This window comes from Paenibacillus radicis (ex Xue et al. 2023) (assembly GCF_024722015.1).
Classification (GTDB): Bacteria; Bacillota; Bacilli; order Paenibacillales; family NBRC-103111; genus Paenibacillus_S.
On the sequence record NZ_JANQBD010000010.1, the window covers coordinates 51,067 to 72,050 of the forward strand.

Genomic DNA, 20,984 nt, shown 5'->3' on the forward strand with positions numbered 1-20,984 from the left:
AGACGATATAATTTTTTTGTGAAGGAGGTGCCTTAATGCAGCAATCGACTGTCGTAAGCAACAAAACGATTAACGGAACCAAAGCTGGAAGCGGAAGCTCGTCTCTCTTGAAGCGAATGGCTATGTACAAATATATGTATCTGCTTGCATTGCCCGGTATCCTGTATTTTATTATTTTCAAATTTATTCCGTTATGGGGATTATTGCTGGCCTTTAAGGAGTACAACCCCTACTCTGGCTTCAGTGGCAGCGAATGGGTGGGCTTTAAATATTTCACCGAGCTGTTCGCTGACGCTAACTTCTATATGATGATGCGCAATACGTTTGCAATCAACATTTTTGGGCTCATCTTTTTATTCCCTATTCCGATTCTGCTGGCCTTAATGCTTAACGAGGTACGGCATGAGGCGTTCAAACGTTTTAATCAATCGATTGTTTACATGCCCCATTTCTTGTCCTGGGTTGTTGTTGCCAGTATGACCTTTTTCATCCTTTCGGCGGATGTAGGCATCGTGAACAAAGTAATAAGCGGCATGGGGCATGAGACCATTTCATTTTTATCCAATCCGAATTACTTCTGGGGACTTCTGACAGCGCAAAGCATGTGGAAAGAGGCGGGCTGGGGCACGATCATATTCCTGGCGGCAATGGCCGGCGTTGATCCGCAGCGTTATGAAGCAGCTGTAGTCGATGGCGCGAGCCGTTGGCGTCAAATCTGGCATATCACTTTACCGGCTATCCGACCGACCATTATCATTCTTTTAATATTAAGGCTTGGTCATATGGCGGATGTTGGCTTCGAGCAAATATTGCTTATGATGAATCCGCTCGTATTGTCCGTTGCTGAAGTGTTCGATACGTATGCCTATACCCATGGTATTTTGAAAGGCCAGATCAGTATGGGGATTACAGTGGGGATGTTTAAAGGCGTTGTCGGGCTTGTGCTGGTATTGGCGAGCAATTATATTGTGAAAAAACTCGGGCATGAAGGAATCTATTAAAGAAAGGAGACAGATCGTATGAGCTTTGTAGCTAAGAAGCAGATGACGTTGTTTGACTGGGTGAACTATACGCTCCTGGCTTTGATTTCGATAACCTGCATATTTCCTTTTTTATATGTATTCAGTGTGTCCTTTACCGATCCTAAGGCTTACATTCCTTTGAAATTTTATGTGTTTCCGGATTCCTGGTCATTGGCCTCCTATAAATACATCTTATCGACGAACAGCTTCTTGAATGCATTAAAAAGCACGGCGTTTATTACGGTGGTCGGTACGGTGTTCAATATTATCGTTTCCTTCACACTGGCTTATGCTTTGACTAAAAAGGCGATGCCGGGCCGGGGCGTTATGATGGGCGGTGTTATCTTCACATTAGTGTTCAGTGCAGGAATTGTCCCGAGCTATTTGCTGGTTAAAGAGCTGGGGCTGCTGAACTCATATTGGTCGTTAATATGGCCTTCGCTTACGAACGCTTGGAGCTTGATCGTTATCAAGAGCTTTCTCGAGTCGCTGCCCGCTGAGCTGGAGGATTCGGGTAAAATTGACGGCTGCTCGGATATCGGAGTGTTCTTGCGGATTATTATTCCGCTTTCCATGCCGGCTATCGCCGCATTCACTTTGTTTTTCGCTGTGAGCCATTGGAATACATATTTCAATGCCCTCATTTATATATCGGATTCCAAGAAGTGGACTTTGCAGGTGTTGGTTAAAACATTGGTTGTTGATTCCGATTCGACTGGAGTTGGGCAGGCTGGTGCGGGCGGCGATGACCGGGTGATTCCTCAGGAAACGATCCGGATGGCTTCGATTGTTATGTCGATGGTGCCGATTCTGCTGATCTATCCATTCCTGCAAAAGCATTTTGCCAAAGGGGTTATGCTCGGCTCCGTTAAAGGGTAGAAAGCTGCCTTGGAACAAGCCGATTGAATCACATATAAAGGTTGGGTTGAACAAACGCTAAGTAAATCAATTTGGGGAGGAAACAAAGATGAAATCGAATCAAATGAAAAAGAAGCTGCCGGCTGTTCTATTGTCCGTAGTCATGGGAGGATCTTTACTCGCAGGCTGCTCTTCAGGCAGCGGAACGGCCACCAAGGATGGTGGTGCCAAAACAGATCCTGCTCAGGACAATAAGCCATTATCGATCAAAATGTTTGCCGGTCTGTATAACGAGGTGCCCGACATGAATAATGCCTTCTGGACCGAATGGCAAAAAAGAACGAATAGTAAGCTGGATATCGAATGGGTGCCGGACGGTGATATAAAGACAAAGGCGGATCTGCTGTTCGCATCCGGCGACCTCCCTGAGGTTGTATCCTCCCCGGATGCTACTTGGCCGACGCTTCGCAGTGCTGTTAAGAACGGGGCCTTCTGGGATCTGACGCCTCTTTTGGGCGATTTCAGCCAGTACCCGAATTTGAAGAAAAATATGGCTCCTAACTGGGAGAAGTATTTGTCCGTAGACGGCAAAATTTATGCAGTACCGCGTTCGCGCTCCAGGATTGACCAAGGGATGAAGATCCGTAAGGACTGGCTGGATAAGCTGAATATTCCGGTACCGACAACATTGGATGAATACGGCGCGGCGTTGAAAAAGATAGTAGAAAGCGATCCGGACGGCAACGGCAAGAAGGATACGCTTGGCTTGATCGGTCACGGTGTTATTGTCAATGATGGCGACTTGGCGTTTGCGGCAGGTTTTGGCGCTCTGGATCCGACCTATAACCAGGAGGGCGGTATGATTGATACCCGACTTACTCCTCAATATGCCGAAATGGTTAACTGGTTCAAAGGCTTGTATGCGGACGGCGTTTTGTCCAAGGAATTTTCGGTAACGAAGAAAACACAGGCTGAGGAACTGTTCAAAACAGGGAGAGCGGCATCTTATGTGCGCAGTGTATGGTGGGATAAGGAGTGGGAAGATTCCATCGCCAAAACACAGCCTAACCCCAAAATTCTTGAGCTGACCTTGAAGGGACCTAAAGGAGACGCGGTTGTATTATCTACAGGCGTATCCGGGGGCTATTATATCTCCAAAAAAGTACCGGAAGCTAAAGTGAAGCAATTATTGAAATACTTTGATCAAACCGCATCGGATGAAATTACAGATTTCGCTTACTACGGCCTAGAAGGTATACACCATAAAGTAGTTGGCGGACAAAAGGTATTAACCGAGCAAGGGGTCAAAGAAGTAAATACAACGAGCAAAGGTGCTGGCGTTCTTGCTTATGCCAAGTGGGGTAAAGTTGAAAGCGCTTCGGGAGACAAGGCGTATAACGATATTAAGAAAAAGGAAGTTGAAGCATACGATACTATAGGTAAAGTAGATCCTTACCGCTATTCGGCAACGTTCAACAGCACTTGGCCCAAATATGAAAACGAGTGGAAATCAATGGTTACCAAAGCTATCGTAGGGCAGATTTCAATGGATGAGTACAAAGCATTTGTCGACAAAATTAATAATTTACCTGAAATGAAGAAAGCTTATCAGGAAAATAAAGCTTCTAATGATGAATTTAACGGCAAAAAGTAAGCATTCCAATTTAAATGCAGAGTTGTAGGGATACGGCTGGAACAGATTGAGGAACACCAAATCAACCACGAACGGCTGCCGAAGCTGCCTTTCGGCAGCCGTTTTCAGGAGGCGCTTTATGGGAAACATGGCTAAAGCTTGGTGGCAAAAGCCGCTTCGCGTCATTCAACCGAATTTGCAAATTAAAGACACAGCACTAATCAACCCGGATAAACTGGCCTCGCAGATGAAAGAAATGGGAGCTAATACCATTGTGTTTAATGTTGCCGGCATCTACGCCTGGTATCCTACGAAGGTTCCTTTTCATACCGTTAACGAGTATTTGCCTCAGTCATCCGATTTGCTGAAGGAGGTTATAGAAGCTTGCCATAAACAGGGGCTTCGCTTTATCGGACGATTCGATTTTAGTCGTGCAGAGGATTCGATCTACCTGCAGAAGCCGCAGTGGTTTGCCAAGCAAGCGAATGGAGAGCCCGACATTGTCGGATTAACAAGACCCGGACCTTGGTCTATGCTGATGAATACATGCATTAATGGGGCTTATCGCAACGAGGCGGTTGCGCTCCCTGTTCTGGATGAAGTCATAAGCAACTATGATCTCGATGGTATCTTCTTCAATGCCCCTGGCTACAGCGATTGCTGGTGTGAAGCCTGCCAGCGGAAATACCTCGCCAAGTACGGGCAGCCGATCCCAGTAAGCAAGAAGGACTTCGCTGAGGATTGGGCATCATCGTGCATGCGCGATAATATGGACCAATTTTATTCCTTGATCAAAACTAAAAATCCCGATATCCCTATGATTCTGTACTATAACCTGTACCACGACAACCTGTTCGACCGTGCAGAAACGACGGATATGCTGTGCACGGAGCCGCAGGATATTTTATCTCTCGGCCATCATCATATTCCTGAGTTCTGGAAGCCGGCGCTCAGTATGAAGCTGGGACGATCGCTTCCGGACAGACCGATTCCATTCGGCATCGTTCACTCCTCACCGGGCATGGATTGGAGGCATACAGGGCTCCCGCCGGCTGAATACCGCTTCTGGCTGGCACAAATCCCGGCGCATGGGGGAAGCATCTGGCATTCCTTGACGGGTATTCCCGATACAATCGGAGATAAGCGGATTCTTGATGTTGTTAGCGCATTCAATCATGATGTGCAGCAGATCGAGCAGGATATGGAGAATGCGGAACCGCTGTCTCAAGTAGCTCTGATGTGGACAGCCGACGCTTCCGCTGAAGGCATGGCGGATGGCTTGATTAATCAACAGGTTCCCTTCGATGTGCTGTTGATGGAGCAAGCGGTTCCAGAGCGGCTATCCCGTTACAAAGCGTTGATAGTTCCCGAGGGGATGAAATATACGGATGGGTTCATTGAAATCCTGTCCGCTTATGTGGAGCAGGGCGGCTGCGTCATCATCGAAGGGAATGTTCCGCGGAATGAGAAGCTTCTTGCTTTGCTGGGCGTTAGCGACAATATCTATGTCAGTCAGTCTTTGACAGCTTCCTACCTGCGGTTTGAAGGAAACGGCAATCCGCTGCAGAAGGGCCTTGAGCATACGGAGCTGATCGCTCACCGTGGTAAAGTAGCGTATTGTACACCGATAGGTGAGAATACGAAGGTGTTGGCGACATTGGTGCCGCCGTTCTCGCCTATGGATGGGGTAGGGCGTCCTCCGGAGCGGGCTTCGCTGCCTGTCAGCCATACGGAATTGCCGCTCGCTCTAACCAACCGGACAGGAAATGGAAGCGCTCTGTATCTTCCCTTCTCCTTGAGCCATTTGATTAATGAATACAAATTGGTTGAGCATTACCAGCTTCTATCCAATGCGATCGATTACGCATTGGGAGAAGATAAGCTGATCGAAGTAACGCATATACCAGGGCTTCAAATCACGTTGTTCGAGAAGGAAGGCAATCTGCTGATCCATATGGTCAATGGCGCAGGACGACGGCCATTGACGGCCAATATCCCGCTTACACAAATCGAGGTCAAGCTTCGTTTGCCGGGCAATGGCCAGGTGAAGTCGGTTCACCAGCTTATTTCAGGACAATCCGTGTCTTACTCGAAGGAAGAGTCAGGCAGCCTCGTATTTACGGTTCCTAATCTGCTTGTATGGGACTGCATTCGGGTAGAAATGCAATAAATCCCGATTCCTTCTTGAACTGGATGATTAAGGGTGAGGAGGCTGTGCCGCGGTGCTAAAGTGCTGCCCGGCCGGCCTTCTTCTTCCCATTTAACCGCTTTGTATATGCTATAATGTACTCAGAATTTAATGGGGTAAAGGAATGATTTGGCCGTCTATCCTTGGGGCTCGGAGGTAACAACATGTTGAGTAAGTGGATGGATCAGATTCGAAAAGTCATAGCTCCGCTGCTGCCGCGAGCCAATTATTTGAACCGGCTCATTTGGTTCGGTTGTTTGTCCGTATCCATTCCAATCGTTCTTGCAGGCAGCGCCTATTATCACTTTTCCATAGTGAAGCTAACGAACCAGTTCAAAGTAGATAACTTGGCTTCCTTAACGCTTCTAAAAGACAGGATGGAGAACGTGCTGACCAGCATCGAGCATGAATCTCTCAAAATATCCTCCAATTCCCTTATTAAGGGTACACTGGGTACGCCCGATTTTGACGATTATGCGCTATATGCTTCGATTATAGATACGTTTCAGGTTAGTAAAAACTCCAGCAGCTTAATTAGCGAAATCATGGTTTACGACAAGCAATCGGGTGCGGTTATAACGAACAACTACGGCTTTTTGCCTTATAAAGAGTATAAGGATCATGAGGATATCGACCAGATTCTGAAAATGGAGGGCTCCGGCAAGTGGGTTTATCTGCCCTCTGCAAGCAGGGAGGGGTATTTGTCCTTTGTCAGAAAGCTTCCTCTTATGACGGTTGACCAGCAGGCGCAAGGCGTTCTCGCCATTCACGTAAAGGAAGACATACTGGAAAAAAACCTGGTGAACTACACATTTGCCAAAGAACAATCCCTTCTGCTGCTGGACTCGAACAACCAGATTGTTTTGCATTCCACCGACAAAAATAATTTGGGTCAGTCCGCTGAAAGACTTGCAGGTTTACAGGATATTTTAAAAGATGAAGACAGCACCGGAGAGACCGTTGTTCTTGGTGAAGACCAAGAGCGGTATCTGGCGGTTTATTATAAAACAACGTATGGACGAACCTATATTTCGCTGCTGCCGGAGCGTGAGCTGACCAAGGAGCTGACATGGGTCCGCTGGGTTATCTTCCTGTCTGTGACGATCTTTCTGGCCTTTGGTGTGCTGCTGACATTTTTCGCCTCCAAGAGGGCCTATAACCCGATAGAGCAGCTGATTCGCTATGGAGAGAATATTGGAAGCGGCCAGCCGTTGTTACCGAAGGGCAACGATATTGAGTATATCAAATCCTGCTTAAGCTATCTGAACGAGCAATCGGAATCATTGAATAATTACTTGAAGAAGGTTAGCCCGAATATACGGGATCAATTCCTGCAGAGGCTGTTATCAGGGAGCAGCATAAGCCGAGCTTCTTTGCTCAATGAATGCGATCATCATCAAATTTCAGTGCAGGGCACCTATGTGGTATTGGTAGGAATAATAGAAAATTTGTTTAAAGAAAAGCGATTTTTGCCAAATGAAGGCTCTATTGTAATATTCGCGGTTACGAACGTGATGAACGAGCTGCTTGCCAAATCATCGCTTAACGGCTTTATCGTGGAAAAAAATGAACGTGAAGGCATCGCAATTCTGCATTTCGACAGCGAGGAATCACATGAGCGCGTATTGGAGCAGACGAGAATGTTTGCCAAGGAAATTCGTGAGGCGCTGAGAACCTATTTGTCCTTCTCCATGTCGGTTGGTGTAGGGAGATCGTACCAAGAGATCACATCTGTGGCGGAATCGTATCGTGAGGCTAAGCTGGCGCTGCAGCACCGGATATTCAATGACAGCCATCCTGTGCTGTTCTTCGAGGAGATGGAGCAGACAGGCAGACAGAGTATGTTCTTCTATCCGAACGAGCAGGAGAAAGTGATTGTTGAAGCATTATCCCGAGGCGAGATTCAGCTTGCAGAGCAAGCACTGGAGCAATTCGCCCAAATTGTGCGGGGCTCGGAGTCTTATAATACGATTTACCAGTGCTATCATGTGCTCCTGTCCTCGATCATTCAATCGTTGGAGGAGAAGGGGCCAGGTATGATCGACTCACTGGAAGACAATTGGTTTGATCAGCTGAAGGCCAGGCAAACCTCGCGTGAAATATATGAGTGGTTTATTGAGCTAATCTTTCCTTTGTACCGTCAAATTACGGAAGAAAGCCGTAAGAAGGGGGCCAAGCTTGCGATTCAGATCGTTTGCAAACAGATCAAGGAAAATGTTGGCGTCAATCACTCCCTCATCGAATTCGCAGACCTGGTCGGGCTCAGCCCATCATATTTAAGCAAGCTGTTTAAAAAGGAGCTGGGTGTTTCTTTCGTTGAATATGTTATGGAAAGCAAAGTGAGCAAAGCCAAAAAGCTGCTGGAGGACACTGAATACAGCGTAATGGAAATAGCGGAATTGGTCGGGTATTCCGAGCGCAATTTGAACCGGGCCTTTCAACGCTATGTGAATATGTCGCCGAAGCAGTACAGGATGTCGCATCGATAAAAGGGGCATATTGGAGCCCATCTAAGAGAGCTTGCTGTTTACAGTTCAGCTTACTCGGATGGGCTTTTTTATCGTAAGGCTGCTCTAGACTCGGACCGGGGATAGGTCGTTGTATAAAATGCACCCCTTGCGTAAAAGATTCGACCGACGGCCATACAACGTCGCAACGCGTGACAGGGATTCGCGCATTAGGAATTAACTGGAAAACCTCATGCAAATTTGGCTTGGACACCCGCAATGGGAGGAGTTAGCTGGAAAACCTCCATCTAAAAAGGGCGTGTATGTAAGAAAAAGCTCCGATTCGATATAATTAACGGGATTATTTCCATGTATAAGGTCAGTAGAGCGATTGGAGGGCATAATTAACAGGACTTTTTCCAGTTACTGTTATTGCTATCTATTCAACCTCGACTGATTTGATTTATCGGTCCGCATGTTTGAGCGCTTCCCGCACACTTAGAGGAGACAGAGCTGTTTCGGCAACGAACTGGCGGACTGCGGATTCATCGGTCTTGCTGTATTCCCGCAGCGTCCACCCTATCGCTTTCCGCAGGAAAAACTCCTGCGAATGTGCTGTGCGGCGAATATAGTCGAACAATAGAGTAGTATCGGTTCGGCTCTTATAGCTCAGCTGAAACAGAAGAGCGCTCCTCTGCAGCCACATGTTGTCGGACTCGATCCAGCGTTCCGTATAAATGGGGATCAGGTCCGGATATTTGGTGAAGTGGGAGCCGATAAGCCGGCTTGCCAAGGTATCGACAGTGTCCCACCATGAATGGGTAATGACCAGCTCTTCCAGCAGATCGATTGCTGTTGGCTCGAGCTTCTTGAGTTGTTTTTCGAGCAGCTGTAAGGCTGCGTAGTGGAACTCACGCTCGGGAAGCTTCCACAGCTCACGGATGGTGGTGGCTAGTACTTCACCCTGCGGCGGCACGCCGTGTTCCTGGATGAAGCCTTTTACCAGGGCCACACGTTCTGGGGATTTGATGCCCAGGAATGGGAACAGATGGCGCATATAGGCTTCCATGGGGCTTGCCTTGTCCAGGTTGGCATGGGCCCTAAGATGGCTTTCCAGAAGGTTGGAATATGAAAGGGACAACCGAAGCAACTCCTTTATAACTTATTCTAACTAGCGTTATACTCATATTGGAAGAAAGCATATGTGATGCATGTATCGGTACAACTTGCTGGTAAGGTAACGTTCAAACTAGCTGGCTAGCCCAATGATTAGCCAGTACAGTTTTATAACTAATCGCTTTGGATGCCCGGTTTGGGGCGGCATGAGGATTGAAACCAATCCCACATCGCTTGCACAGTAGTCTCCAGGTTGGGGACACCATCTATGTTGAGATAAGGGCTGCTTTCCCTGAAGTAATCGGGATGACCGCCGATGACGGGGAAATGAACAATGGCAGTGGGAGCGAACTGCTTCCAACTCCATGTGGCCGTTCCGCGCTCATTTCGCTGCCATCCGCTCCAGCTTCCCAGCCGGGTTATCAGGTCGGATGATTTGCCTTTGGCGTTGAGCGCCCCGGCGTACAGAACGGACTCCCGCATCCATTCAGGGATCGGGCACTTCGGTGAGCCGATCTGTACGATGCGGTGAGGGAAGGGCTGGCGTGGGTCGGCGCCGAACCGGCTGTAAGTCCCGCCGCCAACAGCCCCGCCCGCATCCGCGAGAATCTGCACGGCGTGCACGGCGGCCACACCGCCGCCGCTGTGCCCGATCAGCAGCGGCAAGCTGTCTTCGCCGCGCGCCTTAATGGCGGCAGCGACACGCTGCCCTCCGATGGAGCGAAGCGGGCGCGTACGCGCGCGCCACAGGTCATGGCTCATTTCGCGGAGCTGACTGGACAGCTTCCGGCTCCAATCGCCATAGGGAAAGAGCAGCTCGGATTGTACCAGCCATCCGTCCTGCAGGAGTCGGGCTTCCATCGTCTGCCGCAAGCCTTCCATGAACAGCGGGGCGGTAGCTACGCCCGCCAGCAAGTATATCGTTATTCTCCTGTTGGCTAAGTCCATATGACTGAAATCTCCCTTATTGACGTCACGGCATCCTCCACAATCATCCTCTTTATTGGCAACTTTTTACCTTTGCGCTGCGTCATTGTATACTAGAGAGGCAACTACAACAGGGATAGGATGGTTGATTCATGAAATTATTTGCAAGCTTGAAGCCAGCAGCGGTTCTTCTCCTAGCAGGAATCCTTATTATATCTGCCGCAGGCTGCGGCAACGATTCGAAAGCCCCACCGTCAGGCACTGGCACAGGTGATAGTAATGCTCCTAAGACAGCTGCCGATCCAGCCAAAACCTCTGGAGCTGCGCAGCCGGTTCAGACCGATTCACCCGCAAAGGCCGGTTCACCAGCAGCACCATCGCCAGGCGCAGCAGATCCTGCCAAGCCATCGACACAGCCAATTACATCTTCTCCGAAGCCGGCAGATACTGGCGGGAAGGGCCAGGCCGTCCAAGTTGCAGCTAATCCTGCAGATAAAACCGTACTTGTAAATAAAGCCTATAAGTTGCCTGATAGCTATGTACCTCAGGATTTGGTCGACCCTAATGTTCCTTTTATTTTCAAGGAAAAAACGGAAAAACGCAAATTGCGCAAAGAAGCGGCTGCCGCTTTGGAGAAGCTGTTTAAAGCAGCGAGTGACGATAAACTGCCTTTATCGGGCGTTTCCGCTTACCGTTCCCATGAAACCCAGAAAACCGTATATGCGAATTATGTTAAGAAGGACGGGGAGGAAGCAGCCAATAAGTACAGCGCCAAGCCGGGACACAGTGAGCATGAGACAGGTCTGGCTATCGACGTTGCGGGAATCTCAGGGAAATGTGCAGCTTCCGATTGTTTCGCAGCTACGAAAGAAGCCAAATGGCTGGATGAGAATGCGGCGGAGTTCGGCTTCATCATCCGTTACCCGAAGGGGAAAGAGTCCATCACGGGCTATCAATATGAGCCATGGCATTTGCGCTATGTAGGCACGGAGATGTCCAAGGAAATTGCTAAGCGGGGCGTAACAATGGAGGAATATTTAGGGCAAGCGGTTCCTGTAAATAAACAGTAAAGCCCTATAATCCCTTACTTCAAATAAACGCTGATATTATAAAAATAAAAAGTTGGCCCTTTCACTATTAAGGTGAACAAGGGGCCAACTTTTTGTTTTGTAACAAGGAAATAAACTCGCCATAGAAGCAGCTTTTAGGCAAAACGGTAGTAAATTAAAACAAATGAGGACAGGACAAATATAAAATTAAGGGAAACGAACACCATCTGATCCAGCTTTGTTTTATGCATTTTGATAGGAGGTTTATAGAAGCTGACTCCTTCAATAATGAAGATGAGCAGCACGACGTGAATCATGAAATGACCGACCAATTCAGTCATGCCGAACAGCATCGTTGTAGATACGAAAATACCTGTTAACACAAGGGAAAGCAAACGATTGAGTATTCCTACTACAAGCAGATAACCGACAACGAATTCAATGAACGCCGCCATCACGACAAACGCCTCAGGTGCGAAGCCGAAGGTTGGAACACTATGCTGATGGATAATATCGATAGCCAGCGCTGGATACACCCACTTTTCCACCGCAACCCAGCATAGCGACAATCCGGTACCAAGGTAGAGGAACGGGAAACCTAGAGCAGAAGCCTTCGTTTTATCCACAAGCAAAGTGCAGGCAATAGCCAGATAGAAGCCGTAATCCAGCATATGGAATAAACCGACTTTTATCGTCAAATCGATTAATAAATACAAAATAACGAGTGCCCCTGCTTTGGTAGCATAATGTTGCGGTATAAGCAGCAGTACGATCGCGACCCACAGAAGGACGGTCTGAAGCTGAGTTTGGATCGAAAATTCGGGTACGAATAGAGAACCGGACAACACTTGAATCGTCAGTGCAGCAGCTAATCCGTATTTAAGAATAAGGATCGAATATTTACGCAGCTGATCCAATTTGTTGTCGGCCGCTTGCATGAGCTTCCATTCACTTAACGCCGGCAAAATTTGTGCTAACAACGCAAGCAGCACAGCGACCATAATTGCAAGAAACATAAATAGAGGAGAAATAATATGGATAATACTCTCCTTCTGAGGGGGAAGCTCCGTGAACCACTTTACGTGTGCTTCCGCAGTCAACGGTGCTCCAAATCCGGCTGCGATGCCTATAAGGAGTAAGATGATAAGGGCTCTCACAATATCTTCCTTTCAAAAAATACAAATAGATTCATAGATTTTAATGTACCCCAATCACCCTGTTTACTCAAGGGTTCAAGCAGCCAGGTCACGACAATTTTTCCCACTTGGCCCACATTTCCCGCGGATTTAGCTCATAAATTTCACTTTCCCTGTACATAAATTGATGCATAATAAATTCCCTGCGGATCGTTGCGAAATCGCCATGGAACTTCTTAATAAATTCATTGAGCTCCTGCTCGCTATACTTCCGGCCCTTTTCCAATTGGGATACCAGATGCTCGAGAACGATCAGTTTTTTCTTGAGCTGTGCAGGGATGTGCTTTAAAGTGCCTTCTGATGTGAAAAAGTTTCGAATAACGGATTCCATGAACAGTTTGCTTGATTCATCCAACGTACCGGCACCCCCTTCGGAATGAACTTGCTTGTAGATCAGATCTAAGGCTGCCTGGGCATTATTCTTAATAAAATAATGATTCAGGGTAAAGTAAATCGTATTCTTGTCTCTGCGCTCATTAATCAGACTGGCTTCCCGAAGCTTGGCTGCGTGATGGGTAATAGTAGCAGGGGAGAGACTTAATTTCTCCGCAAGAACTTGACCGTTCAACTCTCCTTCAGAGAGCAGAATCAATATTCTTATTCGGGTCCGATCAGCCAGCGCCTTATGGTAGTTAACAACTTTATCTAACTGCATAGTTTCAAAACACGCCCCTCTCTTAAATTATATTCAATCAAAGTTCTGATTTAATTATTATCTAATTAGATGTTAATTAAATTAGTATTTTTTGTCAATAGTATTTCGTGTTTTGTAATAATTCCCTCGCAATGATCACATAGTAAACTGGTAAAAGCTGTGGGAACAAAGCCAAGGAGGTTATAAGTATGACAATTTTAACTGGTCCACAAATTCCGCAACCCAAAACATACGGTCCGCTTGGCAACCTGCCTCTGATCGACAAAGAAAAGCCTGTACAATCAATGGTCAAGCTTGCCGAGGAGTTTGGTCCCATTTTTAGAATGGAAATGCCTGGGAGATCCATGGTTATTATATCGGATAATGAGCTGGTGGCCGATGCATGTGATGAATCGCGTTTTGATAAAAAGGTGCATCCGGCTTTAATGAATGTTCGCGCATTTACGGGTGATGGGCTGTTCACGGCTCATACCGAGGAGCAGAATTGGCAGAAGGCGCATCATATATTGCTGCCGAGCTTTTCACAGCGGGCGATGCAGGGCTACCATACGATGATGGTCGATATCGCCTTGCAGATGATCCAGAAATGGTCACGCTTGAACCCGGATGAGAGCATCGATGTTCCGGAGGATATGACGAGGCTGACGCTGGACACGATAGGTCTTTGCGGCTTCAATTACCGGTTCAACAGCTTTTACAGGGAGGAGCCGCATCCCTTTATTACGAGCATGGTCCGCTCGCTGCATGAAGCGATGAGCCAACTCCAGCGTCTCGGGCTGCAGGACAAGCTGATGGTGCTGACGAAGCGCCAATTCCGGCATGATATTCAGTCCATGTATACTTTGGTCGATAAGCTGATAGCCGAGCGCAGAGTACAGGGAAGCCAAGGTGTCGACGATCTGATGTCGCACATGCTTGAGGGAATCGACCGGGAAACCGGAGAGGGTCTGGATGACGAAAATATTCGCTACCAGATTATTACTTTCCTGATTGCCGGACATGAAACGACAAGCGGTCTATTATCTTTTGCGATCTATTATTTGCTGAAAAATCCGGAAAAGCTGCAAAAGGCTTACGAAGAAGTGGACCGCGTCATGACAGGGCCTATTCCCAGCTATGCGCAAGTTCGCGAGCTGCGCTACGTCCGTATGGTGCTGAGCGAAGCTCTGAGGCTGTGGCCTACGGCCCCCGCTTTCTCGCTATATGCGAAAGAGGATACGCTGCTGGCAGGCACTTATCCGATGGCGAAGGGCGAGGCCGTGACTGTGCTTATCCCACAGCTTCATCGTGATAAGACCGCATGGGGTGAGGATGTCGAAGCATTCCGGCCTGAGCGATTCGAGGATCCTAGCCGGATACCTCATGACGCCTACAAGCCGTTCGGCAATGGCCAACGGGCATGCATCGGACAGCAGTTTGCGCTGCAGGAGGCAACGCTTGTGCTCGGGATGGTGCTGAAGCAATTTGAGCTGATTGATCATACAAATTACCAGCTGAAGGTGAAGGAAGCGTTGACACTGAAGCCGGATGGCTTTACAATCCGCGCCCGTCTCAGAGCGTCCTCCGCTTCCAGCACGGTAGTGCTCCCGGGATCAGCTGCTGCCTCATCGGCAACAGCTGTACTGCCCAAGGAGGAGCAATTGAGTGATGCTGCCACTGGGGTACAGGCCCACAATACGCCGCTGCTCATCCTGTACGGCTCTAACATGGGCACGGCCGAGGGCATTGCAAGAGAGCTGGCCGATGCGGCCAAGCTGCAGGGCTTTAACTGCAACGTTGCGGCACTGAACGATAGAGCGGGCAAGCTGCCGAAGGAAGGAGCGGTGTTTATCGTAACCGCATCCTACAACGGCAAGCCTCCCAGCAGCGCCAGAGAATTCGTACAGTGGCTGGAAGATGCAGAAACCGGTGAGCTGAACGGTGTGAAGTATGCGGTGTTCGGCTGCGGCGATCACAACTGGGCGAGCACCTACCAGCATATTCCGCGCCTGATTGACGAGCAGCTTGCCGCCAAAGGCGCAACCCGTCTTGCCCAGCGGGGCGAAGGGGATGCCAGCAGCGATTTCGAGAAGCAGCTCGAAGACTGGCGCACCCGCCTGTGGCCCGAGGTAATGGGGCAGCTCGGCTTGCAGCTGAACATTAAGGCTGACAGCGAGCGAAGCACGCTTACGGTCCAATTCGTCAGTGGCTTTGTTGGTAACCCGCTGGCTGAATCGTATGAGGCGGTGCACGCCAAGGTATTGGAAAACCGCGAGCTGCAGGGAGCTGGCAGCGGACGCAGCACACGCCATCTGGAGATCGCACTGCCGGAAGGCATTGCATACCATGAAGGGGATCATCTTGGCGTGCTGCCGTGCAACCGTCCGGAGCTGGTGGATGAAGTGCTGCGCCGTTTCCGTCTGAACGGTAACGACCATCTCATCCTCAAGGCGAGCGGACGCAGCGCCGCACACCTGCCGCTAGACCGCCCCGTAAGCTTGCACGATCTGCTGTCACACAGCGTAGAGCTGCAGGAAGCGGCGAGTCGCGCCCAGCTGCGAGAGCTGGCGGCGTACACCGTCTGTCCGCCGCACCGCAAGGAGCCGGAAGCTATGCTTGCCGAGGAGGTTTACAAGGAGCAGATACTGAGCAAACGGATCACGATGCTCGATCTGCTGAATCAATATGAGGCATGCGAGCTGCCGTTCGAACGGTTTATCGAGCTGCTACCGCCGCTGAAGCCTCGCTATTATTCGATCTCCAGCTCACCACGTGTCCAGCCGAATCAGGCAAGCATTACGGTCGGTGTTGTACGTGGACCGGCTCTGAGCGGGCGCGGCGAATACCGGGGTGTGGCATCGAACCATCTTGCTGCGAGCGATGCAGGGAAGGATATAGTGATGTTCGTGCGGACACCGGAGTCTGGCTTTCAATTGCCCGATGATCCCCAAACGCCGATCATCATGGTTGGCCCCGGAACGGGTGTGGCGCCATTCCGCGGCTTCCTTCAAGCACGAAGCGCCATGCAGCAAGAAGGGGCGAAGCTGGGAGAGGCGCATCTGTTCTTCGGCTGTCGCAGCGATGAGGACTACTTATACCGCGAGGAGCTGGAGCGGTTTCAGCAAGAAGGGATTGTGACGCTGCACTGCGCTTTTTCACGCAAAGCAGATGAAGCGAAAACATACGTCCAGCATCAAATGGGGCAATGCGGCAACGAGCTGATCGCAATACTTGATGGCGGAGGAAGACTCTATGTATGCGGGGACGGCAGCCGGATGGCGCCGGATGTGGAGGCTTCACTTGAACAAGCGTATGCTGAAGCCCATGGCGTCGATGAAAGCAAGGCGAAGCAATGGCTGGACAGCCTGCAGAAAGACGGGCGTTACACCAAGGATGTGTGGGCGGGAGCGTAAATAGACATGGATAATTTACCGTATCGTATATAAAAGAACAGTCCAAAAGCCCTCCGAAATAATGAGAGGGCTTTAATATTGTCCAAGCTTATAATACATTCTAAGGGCGTAGATTTTTGTTAATAGACAATTATAGACTCCTCGATTATACAGTACATCTGAAATTAGTCAGATTCATGACAAATAGGGTATACTTGGATTGTATTTGCATCATAAATAGAGGAGCGATAGGTTTGGAATTTTCAGCAGATGATGTTGCCGGATGGATGATAGAGGAAGTGAAGTTTGCCGGGATACTGTATCAAAGCGACGCTGTAGAGCGGATTAAAGCTAAATTTGGCGAGCATTTTATTTATGTGAATGAAAATGGGAATCCGTCCATATCCAAGGATGTCAAAAAAATATTCAAAAAGCTGCATGGTGGAAGGGTAGCTTGGGATAGGGACGGATTCTTCTGGGGCTGGACTTAATTTATTAAATTATTATCAGTCTTATTCCTGTTCTGTCAAAATAATCGGACCGTCCGCGGTAATAGCAATGGTATGCTCGTATTGTGCGGACAATCGGCCGTCGGCTGTTCTTGCCGTCCAGTTATCAGAGTCGATAGTCATTTCATAAGTACCTTGGTTAAGCATGGGCTCAATGGTAATAACCATACCTTCTTTGAGCCTGAAGCCTTTACCGGGTTTGCCGGTATGTGGGAAGTTAGGTTCCTCATGCACGGACCTACCAACCCCATGTCCTAATAGATCACGAACTACAGAATAGCCGTTACGTTCGGCATGCTGCTGTAAAGCGTGCATCACATCTCCAATTCGATTGCCGACTACCGCGTGCTCAATTCCAATGTAGAGACATTCTTTGGTTACTTCCATCAAGCGTTTTGCTTCCTCGGACACATCTCCTACGGTGTAACACCAAGCCGAATCACCTACCCAGCCATCAGCAATTGCGACAATATCGATCGTGACGATGTCACCGTTCTTCAAAGGGACTTTGCTCGGGAACCCATGGGCAATGACATCATTGATGGATGCGCAGGTTGCGAATGGGTAACCCATAAAGCCTTTGGTAAATTGGCTTCCTCCCATTTCTGTAATTCGCTTTTCAACGTAATCGTTAATTTCGAGTGTAGTCACTCCTGGCTTGATCATATGTGCAATTTCTTTATGGCAGGCCGCGACAATTTGCCCGGCTTTTTTCATTTGTTGAATTTCATCAATCGTTCTGAGAGTGATCACATGTCATACCTCCAAAATTCCTTTTATTAATACATCTGCTGTAAAGTTAGCGTCAAACCGTTGGTTGTCATGTCCGGAATAAATGCTGAAAGCTCCAATCAGCGCACCGAGCAGCGTGTTAGCAGTCCGATGAGGATCGAGCTTGTTGGGCAACTCCTGCAAGCTAATGGCTTTTTGAATTAAAGTAACTACGGGCATATAAATAAATTTCTCGAACCGATTGTTGTATGCTTGCTGAATATCCGGTTCAAACATCGAAAAGTTCTCTGAAGCCTTCTTGTATATGGCAAAAGCCGCCCGGCTCTTCGTCCAGCTATCGGGTAAGCATTGCAGATAAGTATGTAGCAGGGACAGGGGGGACTGCGGCGCATTAAGCTGTTGGGCTGTTTCCTCCGCGGCGCTAAAGCCGGATTCCATAATATCGTGAATCAGCAGATGTTTGTTATTGTAGTAATGATATACCGTTCCATAGCCTAATTGGGCTGCCTGGGCTACATCTCTAATATCCAGATTCATGCCGTTTCTTATAAAAAGTAATTCAGCTGTTTCAATAATTTGCAGTTTTCTGCGCTCTCTGATTTCATCGTTCTGTTCCTTGGTTCTGGGAGACATGGCTTCACCGCCTTTTTTTGTTTAGACCTGCAAAAATGTCGATAATAAAATAATACAGAAGTTCGATGACAATTTCAAGCCTTGCTGACAAAAGAAAAAAGCTTCCGTAGGTTCATTAGCCTGTAGGAAGCTGATTTAAATAAGTCTGTCCAAACCAATGGCGCTGATCATCATTCTTTCCTTTTTGCTGCCGAGCAGCTTCTGCGACCAATCAACAAAGCCCCCATCGCCTATATTTAGCTCTTGTCCCTTTATAGTAACCGTAACCGTAAACTGCAGTCCTTTATAGTATTGATTTGAATTCTCATCCATGTTTACTATAACGGAAATTGCTGGAGCGGCTTCTTGGAGATGTTCACTTAATCTTTGAAGGAGCCCTTCGCTATCTGTATAACCGTCACGACGGTTTAATTTCACGGTTACATCGGTATGATATAAGGATGAAAAAATACTTTGATAAACCAATATATGTTCCAAAAGCGTCTGTTTTTCAAATGAATAGGAACCTTTGTCCTTTCCGGAGCTAACCATTGCGTATAAATGAAAATGCGGGAGTAATCCGGGTCTATTAAAATTTTGGGCTCTTACATGCCGGTGTGTGGTGCTGAATCTTATGGGATTCACGTCATTAGCTGCCTTTTTTTCCTTTAATAAATCACAGATATGTAAGGCTAATAGATTGGTGGCATCGGCTACCACCTCGGTTCCTCTTAAAGATGATATGATTTTATTCTGATCGGAAGTTGCGACTACAGAGCATGAGCCTAGCGGAGCGACAGGCGATAGCTGAATGGCTTGGTAGGAGGCTTGCTGCGCTATTGTAAGAATATGAAGCTCCAGCCGCTTAAGGGCGAGGGGATCCAGTTGTGCAGGCTGGACAAACCGGTTCGTCGAATAAGCTCTCAGCAAGTCGGCATACGATGTATCCAGAGTTCGTTGTCTGAACAGTTCGAGCAGCAAGGTGTTTAAGTCTGATAAGGAAAGCTCTTTACTGAGTTCGTCTAAAAGCTCCTGATTTCCCAGCTCGTCTAATATGCGCTTGATTGCTTTACTTGTTGGATTCATACCATTCACCGTCTCCTTTTTTAAAATAGTATATCGAGAATAGTTTGTGCAGCACTTTTTGCTGCGGATTGGTCATTAAACGAGATCGTAGGCGTTTCAACTCTATTATCCATTTTGTGGTAAACTATTGGCAACATAAATTATCTGGACGGTGATAGTAATGGGGAGCAATGGATTGGATATATGTGAGTCAAAGCCTTCGAAAAGAACCCACTCTGCTCACAATTTGGTTGCTAGACATGTGCCACTTGATTGAGAGTGGCTGCTTCTTCTTCAGTCGCGTTCAAATGAATATACATTCCAAGGGCTATAGCCACTTTAATCAGTGTGTCAACTCTAGGAATTTGTGAACTGTTTTCCAGTCGTGCTACCTGTGCTTGAGAAAGACCGGCCTTCTTGGCAACTTGATCTTGGGTTAATCCAAGCATTTTTCGCCGTCTGACAATATCAGCAACCATTCGCGCGATTTGTCGAATTGTTTCCGCTTCAATAGAATTTTCACCAATTTCTTCCATAAAATCATCGAACTTCATTGTCTTTCCTCCATTTATATATCAGACTTCTAGTTTTTAACAGTCAATGATTACGCTTATTCCAATCATTCCTTAATTGTGTAGCCTTTTTGATATGCTTTTGTGGAGTTCTCCGTGTTTCCTTACGGGAGTGATTTAACCACGCAATTAGCAGGAAATTGTCACGTTATTTTCCCGAAAAAATAGCGTTCCAAGCCCTATAACTGGAATTTCTCCTGCTAATTCTACGGATTTTGGCTGATCTCATCCCTATCACCTAGATTAGCAGGAGCTTTTCCAGTTAGAATGATTTCAAACCATATTAAGGCTGGATTAACGGGAGGATTTCCATCTATCGTCTTTCTTTCGGCAGCTGTAAGAATATCCTGGTCTCCTTTACGATGAAAGCAACCTTTGAACATCTATTCTCGCGCCATCACTTAAGCAAAATTAGAAAGGGCATTTCCACTTTAAATTCCTGTAGGGGCTAAGAAAACGCCTTTGCACAAAAAGAAGCGCCTCTGGTACGATGGGGTTGCAATGGGTCAGTGCCCTTAAAAGCCCATCACATCATCCTAGGAGGACGCTCTACTATGAAGATTAATCAGCCTTCTTTCATTTGGAAAAACATAACTCTGTATTTATCGGGACGCAGCTCCCATATGTCATCAATTATGTGTTTGGCGGTTTCCTCAGGAGCATAAGTTCCCTCGATCTTGATACGTTCTATACAATAATGTATCTGATTAAGTACGATTCTGGCATCTTTTATTCCCTTATCTTTGCGATGTTTTAGTTCACGAAGCCAATCTTTCAGTTCTGAATTACCAACCTCATCTTCATAAATCTCAACTTCATACACAGTTGAAATAACCCCTTTATATCTATTTTATATGGATGAATTATGTATTTTAATTGTCCTACTCATTAGTAGCTTTTCATTCAACCACTGACTCCTCACCGCTTGGTGGGGACCAAATTTTGCGTCAAGGAAAAGTTCATTAAGTTTAACAGTTTTTATGTAAATACAGATTCGCTCTGGTATTCTTCAATAAAATTTTGTACAGTCAG

Annotated in this window: 18 protein-coding genes; 8 read left to right on the forward strand and 10 right to left on the reverse strand. The window is 47.5% G+C overall.

The features are described from left to right. Nucleotides 1-35 precede the first annotated feature (35 nt). From NV381_RS14990 to NV381_RS15010, 5 genes are all read left to right on the forward strand, one after another. The gene (locus NV381_RS14990) at nt 36-1,001 is read left to right on the forward strand and encodes an ABC transporter permease (RefSeq protein WP_258214099.1); all 966 of its coding nucleotides are present in this window, start codon (nt 36-38) and stop codon (nt 999-1,001) included. A gap of 18 nt (nt 1,002-1,019) precedes the next feature. Continuing rightward, on the forward strand, nt 1,020-1,901 hold the full coding sequence (locus NV381_RS14995; RefSeq protein ID WP_258214100.1) for a carbohydrate ABC transporter permease: 882 nt from the start codon (nt 1,020-1,022) through the stop codon (nt 1,899-1,901). 88 nt (nt 1,902-1,989) lie between these two features. Beyond that, complete coding sequence (locus tag NV381_RS15000) at nt 1,990-3,534, forward strand: extracellular solute-binding protein (protein WP_258214101.1); 1,545 nt, start codon at nt 1,990-1,992, stop codon at nt 3,532-3,534. Nucleotides 3,535-3,652: 118 nt separating this feature from the next. Further along, nucleotides 3,653-5,683, forward strand: coding sequence for an alpha-amylase family protein (locus tag NV381_RS15005; RefSeq protein WP_258214102.1), 2,031 nt, complete (start codon nt 3,653-3,655; stop codon nt 5,681-5,683). Nucleotides 5,684-5,865: 182 nt separating this feature from the next. After that, a complete protein-coding gene (locus NV381_RS15010; RefSeq protein WP_258214103.1) occupies nt 5,866-8,190 on the forward strand; it encodes an AraC family transcriptional regulator in 2,325 nt (774 codons plus the stop codon). Nucleotides 8,191-8,611: 421 nt separating this feature from the next. Here the strand turns inward: NV381_RS15010 and NV381_RS15015 are convergent, their stop codons facing one another. Both NV381_RS15015 and NV381_RS15020 read right to left on the reverse strand, forming a co-directional pair. Continuing rightward, a complete protein-coding gene (locus NV381_RS15015; RefSeq protein WP_308861891.1) occupies nt 8,612-9,289 on the reverse strand; it encodes a DNA alkylation repair protein in 678 nt (225 codons plus the stop codon). A 149-nt stretch (nt 9,290-9,438) separates the two neighbouring features. Further along, nucleotides 9,439-10,212 (reverse strand): hypothetical protein, encoded by a 774-nt coding sequence (locus NV381_RS15020; RefSeq protein ID WP_258214105.1) that lies wholly within the window; start codon nt 10,210-10,212, stop codon nt 9,439-9,441. A 131-nt stretch (nt 10,213-10,343) separates the two neighbouring features. Between NV381_RS15020 and NV381_RS15025 the strand changes: the two genes are divergently transcribed. After that, complete coding sequence (locus tag NV381_RS15025) at nt 10,344-11,261, forward strand: M15 family metallopeptidase (RefSeq protein ID WP_258214106.1); 918 nt, start codon at nt 10,344-10,346, stop codon at nt 11,259-11,261. A gap of 134 nt (nt 11,262-11,395) precedes the next feature. On the opposite strand, the gene NV381_RS15030 is transcribed toward NV381_RS15025, so the two are convergent. Both NV381_RS15030 and NV381_RS15035 read right to left on the reverse strand, forming a co-directional pair. Next, a complete protein-coding gene (locus NV381_RS15030; protein ID WP_258214107.1) occupies nt 11,396-12,397 on the reverse strand; it encodes a DoxX family membrane protein in 1,002 nt (333 codons plus the stop codon). Nucleotides 12,398-12,485: 88 nt separating this feature from the next. Further along, nucleotides 12,486-13,091, reverse strand: coding sequence for a metalloregulator ArsR/SmtB family transcription factor (locus NV381_RS15035; RefSeq protein WP_258214108.1), 606 nt, complete (start codon nt 13,089-13,091; stop codon nt 12,486-12,488). A gap of 188 nt (nt 13,092-13,279) precedes the next feature. Here NV381_RS15035 and NV381_RS15040 point away from each other — a divergent pair, with 188 nt between their 5' ends. After that, nucleotides 13,280-16,483, forward strand: a complete 3,204-nt coding sequence (locus NV381_RS15040; RefSeq protein WP_258214109.1) for a bifunctional cytochrome P450/NADPH--P450 reductase — start codon at nt 13,280-13,282, stop codon at nt 16,481-16,483. Nucleotides 16,484-16,716: 233 nt separating this feature from the next. Further along, nucleotides 16,717-16,953 (forward strand): DUF6953 family protein, encoded by a 237-nt coding sequence (locus NV381_RS15045; protein ID WP_258214110.1) that lies wholly within the window; start codon nt 16,717-16,719, stop codon nt 16,951-16,953. A gap of 21 nt (nt 16,954-16,974) precedes the next feature. On the opposite strand, the gene map is transcribed toward NV381_RS15045, so the two are convergent. From map to NV381_RS15075, 6 genes are all read right to left on the reverse strand, one after another. Next, on the reverse strand, nt 16,975-17,724 hold the full coding sequence (gene map, locus NV381_RS15050) for a type I methionyl aminopeptidase (protein WP_258214111.1): 750 nt from the start codon (nt 17,722-17,724) through the stop codon (nt 16,975-16,977). Between the two features lie 3 nt (nt 17,725-17,727). After that, a complete protein-coding gene (locus NV381_RS15055) occupies nt 17,728-18,336 on the reverse strand; it encodes a TetR/AcrR family transcriptional regulator (RefSeq protein WP_258214112.1) in 609 nt (202 codons plus the stop codon). A gap of 135 nt (nt 18,337-18,471) precedes the next feature. Next, on the reverse strand, nt 18,472-19,401 hold the full coding sequence (locus NV381_RS15060; RefSeq protein ID WP_258214113.1) for a hypothetical protein: 930 nt from the start codon (nt 19,399-19,401) through the stop codon (nt 18,472-18,474). A gap of 233 nt (nt 19,402-19,634) precedes the next feature. After that, nucleotides 19,635-19,934: a helix-turn-helix domain-containing protein gene (locus NV381_RS15065; protein ID WP_258214114.1), complete on the reverse strand. Its 300-nt coding sequence runs from the start codon at nt 19,932-19,934 to the stop codon at nt 19,635-19,637. A gap of 224 nt (nt 19,935-20,158) precedes the next feature. Further along, nucleotides 20,159-20,335 (reverse strand): hypothetical protein, encoded by a 177-nt coding sequence (locus NV381_RS15070; RefSeq protein WP_258214115.1) that lies wholly within the window; start codon nt 20,333-20,335, stop codon nt 20,159-20,161. A 182-nt stretch (nt 20,336-20,517) separates the two neighbouring features. Then, nucleotides 20,518-20,775: a hypothetical protein gene (locus NV381_RS15075; RefSeq protein ID WP_258214116.1), complete on the reverse strand. Its 258-nt coding sequence runs from the start codon at nt 20,773-20,775 to the stop codon at nt 20,518-20,520. Nucleotides 20,776-20,984 lie beyond the last annotated feature (209 nt).

Bases quoted from the DNA above. Each gene is read 5' to 3' on its own strand.
- NV381_RS14990 (WP_258214099.1), top strand. From the start codon at position 36: ATGCAGCAATCGACTGTCGTAAGCAACAAAACGATTAACGGAACCAAA.
- NV381_RS14995 (WP_258214100.1), top strand. From the start codon at position 1,020: ATGAGCTTTGTAGCTAAGAAGCAGATGACGTTGTTTGACTGGGTGAAC.
- NV381_RS15000 (WP_258214101.1), top strand. From the start codon at position 1,990: ATGAAATCGAATCAAATGAAAAAGAAGCTGCCGGCTGTTCTATTGTCC.
- NV381_RS15005 (WP_258214102.1), top strand. From the start codon at position 3,653: ATGGGAAACATGGCTAAAGCTTGGTGGCAAAAGCCGCTTCGCGTCATT.
- NV381_RS15010 (WP_258214103.1), top strand. From the start codon at position 5,866: ATGTTGAGTAAGTGGATGGATCAGATTCGAAAAGTCATAGCTCCGCTG.
- NV381_RS15020 (WP_258214105.1), bottom strand. From the start codon at position 10,212: ATGGACTTAGCCAACAGGAGAATAACGATATACTTGCTGGCGGGCGTA.
- NV381_RS15025 (WP_258214106.1), top strand. From the start codon at position 10,344: ATGAAATTATTTGCAAGCTTGAAGCCAGCAGCGGTTCTTCTCCTAGCA.
- NV381_RS15035 (WP_258214108.1), bottom strand. From the start codon at position 13,091: ATGCAGTTAGATAAAGTTGTTAACTACCATAAGGCGCTGGCTGATCGG.
- NV381_RS15040 (WP_258214109.1), top strand. From the start codon at position 13,280: ATGACAATTTTAACTGGTCCACAAATTCCGCAACCCAAAACATACGGT.
- NV381_RS15055 (WP_258214112.1), bottom strand. From the start codon at position 18,336: ATGTCTCCCAGAACCAAGGAACAGAACGATGAAATCAGAGAGCGCAGA.
- NV381_RS15060 (WP_258214113.1), bottom strand. From the start codon at position 19,401: ATGAATCCAACAAGTAAAGCAATCAAGCGCATATTAGACGAGCTGGGA.
- NV381_RS15065 (WP_258214114.1), bottom strand. From the start codon at position 19,934: ATGAAGTTCGATGATTTTATGGAAGAAATTGGTGAAAATTCTATTGAA.
- NV381_RS15070 (WP_258214115.1), bottom strand. From the start codon at position 20,335: ATGTTCAAAGGTTGCTTTCATCGTAAAGGAGACCAGGATATTCTTACA.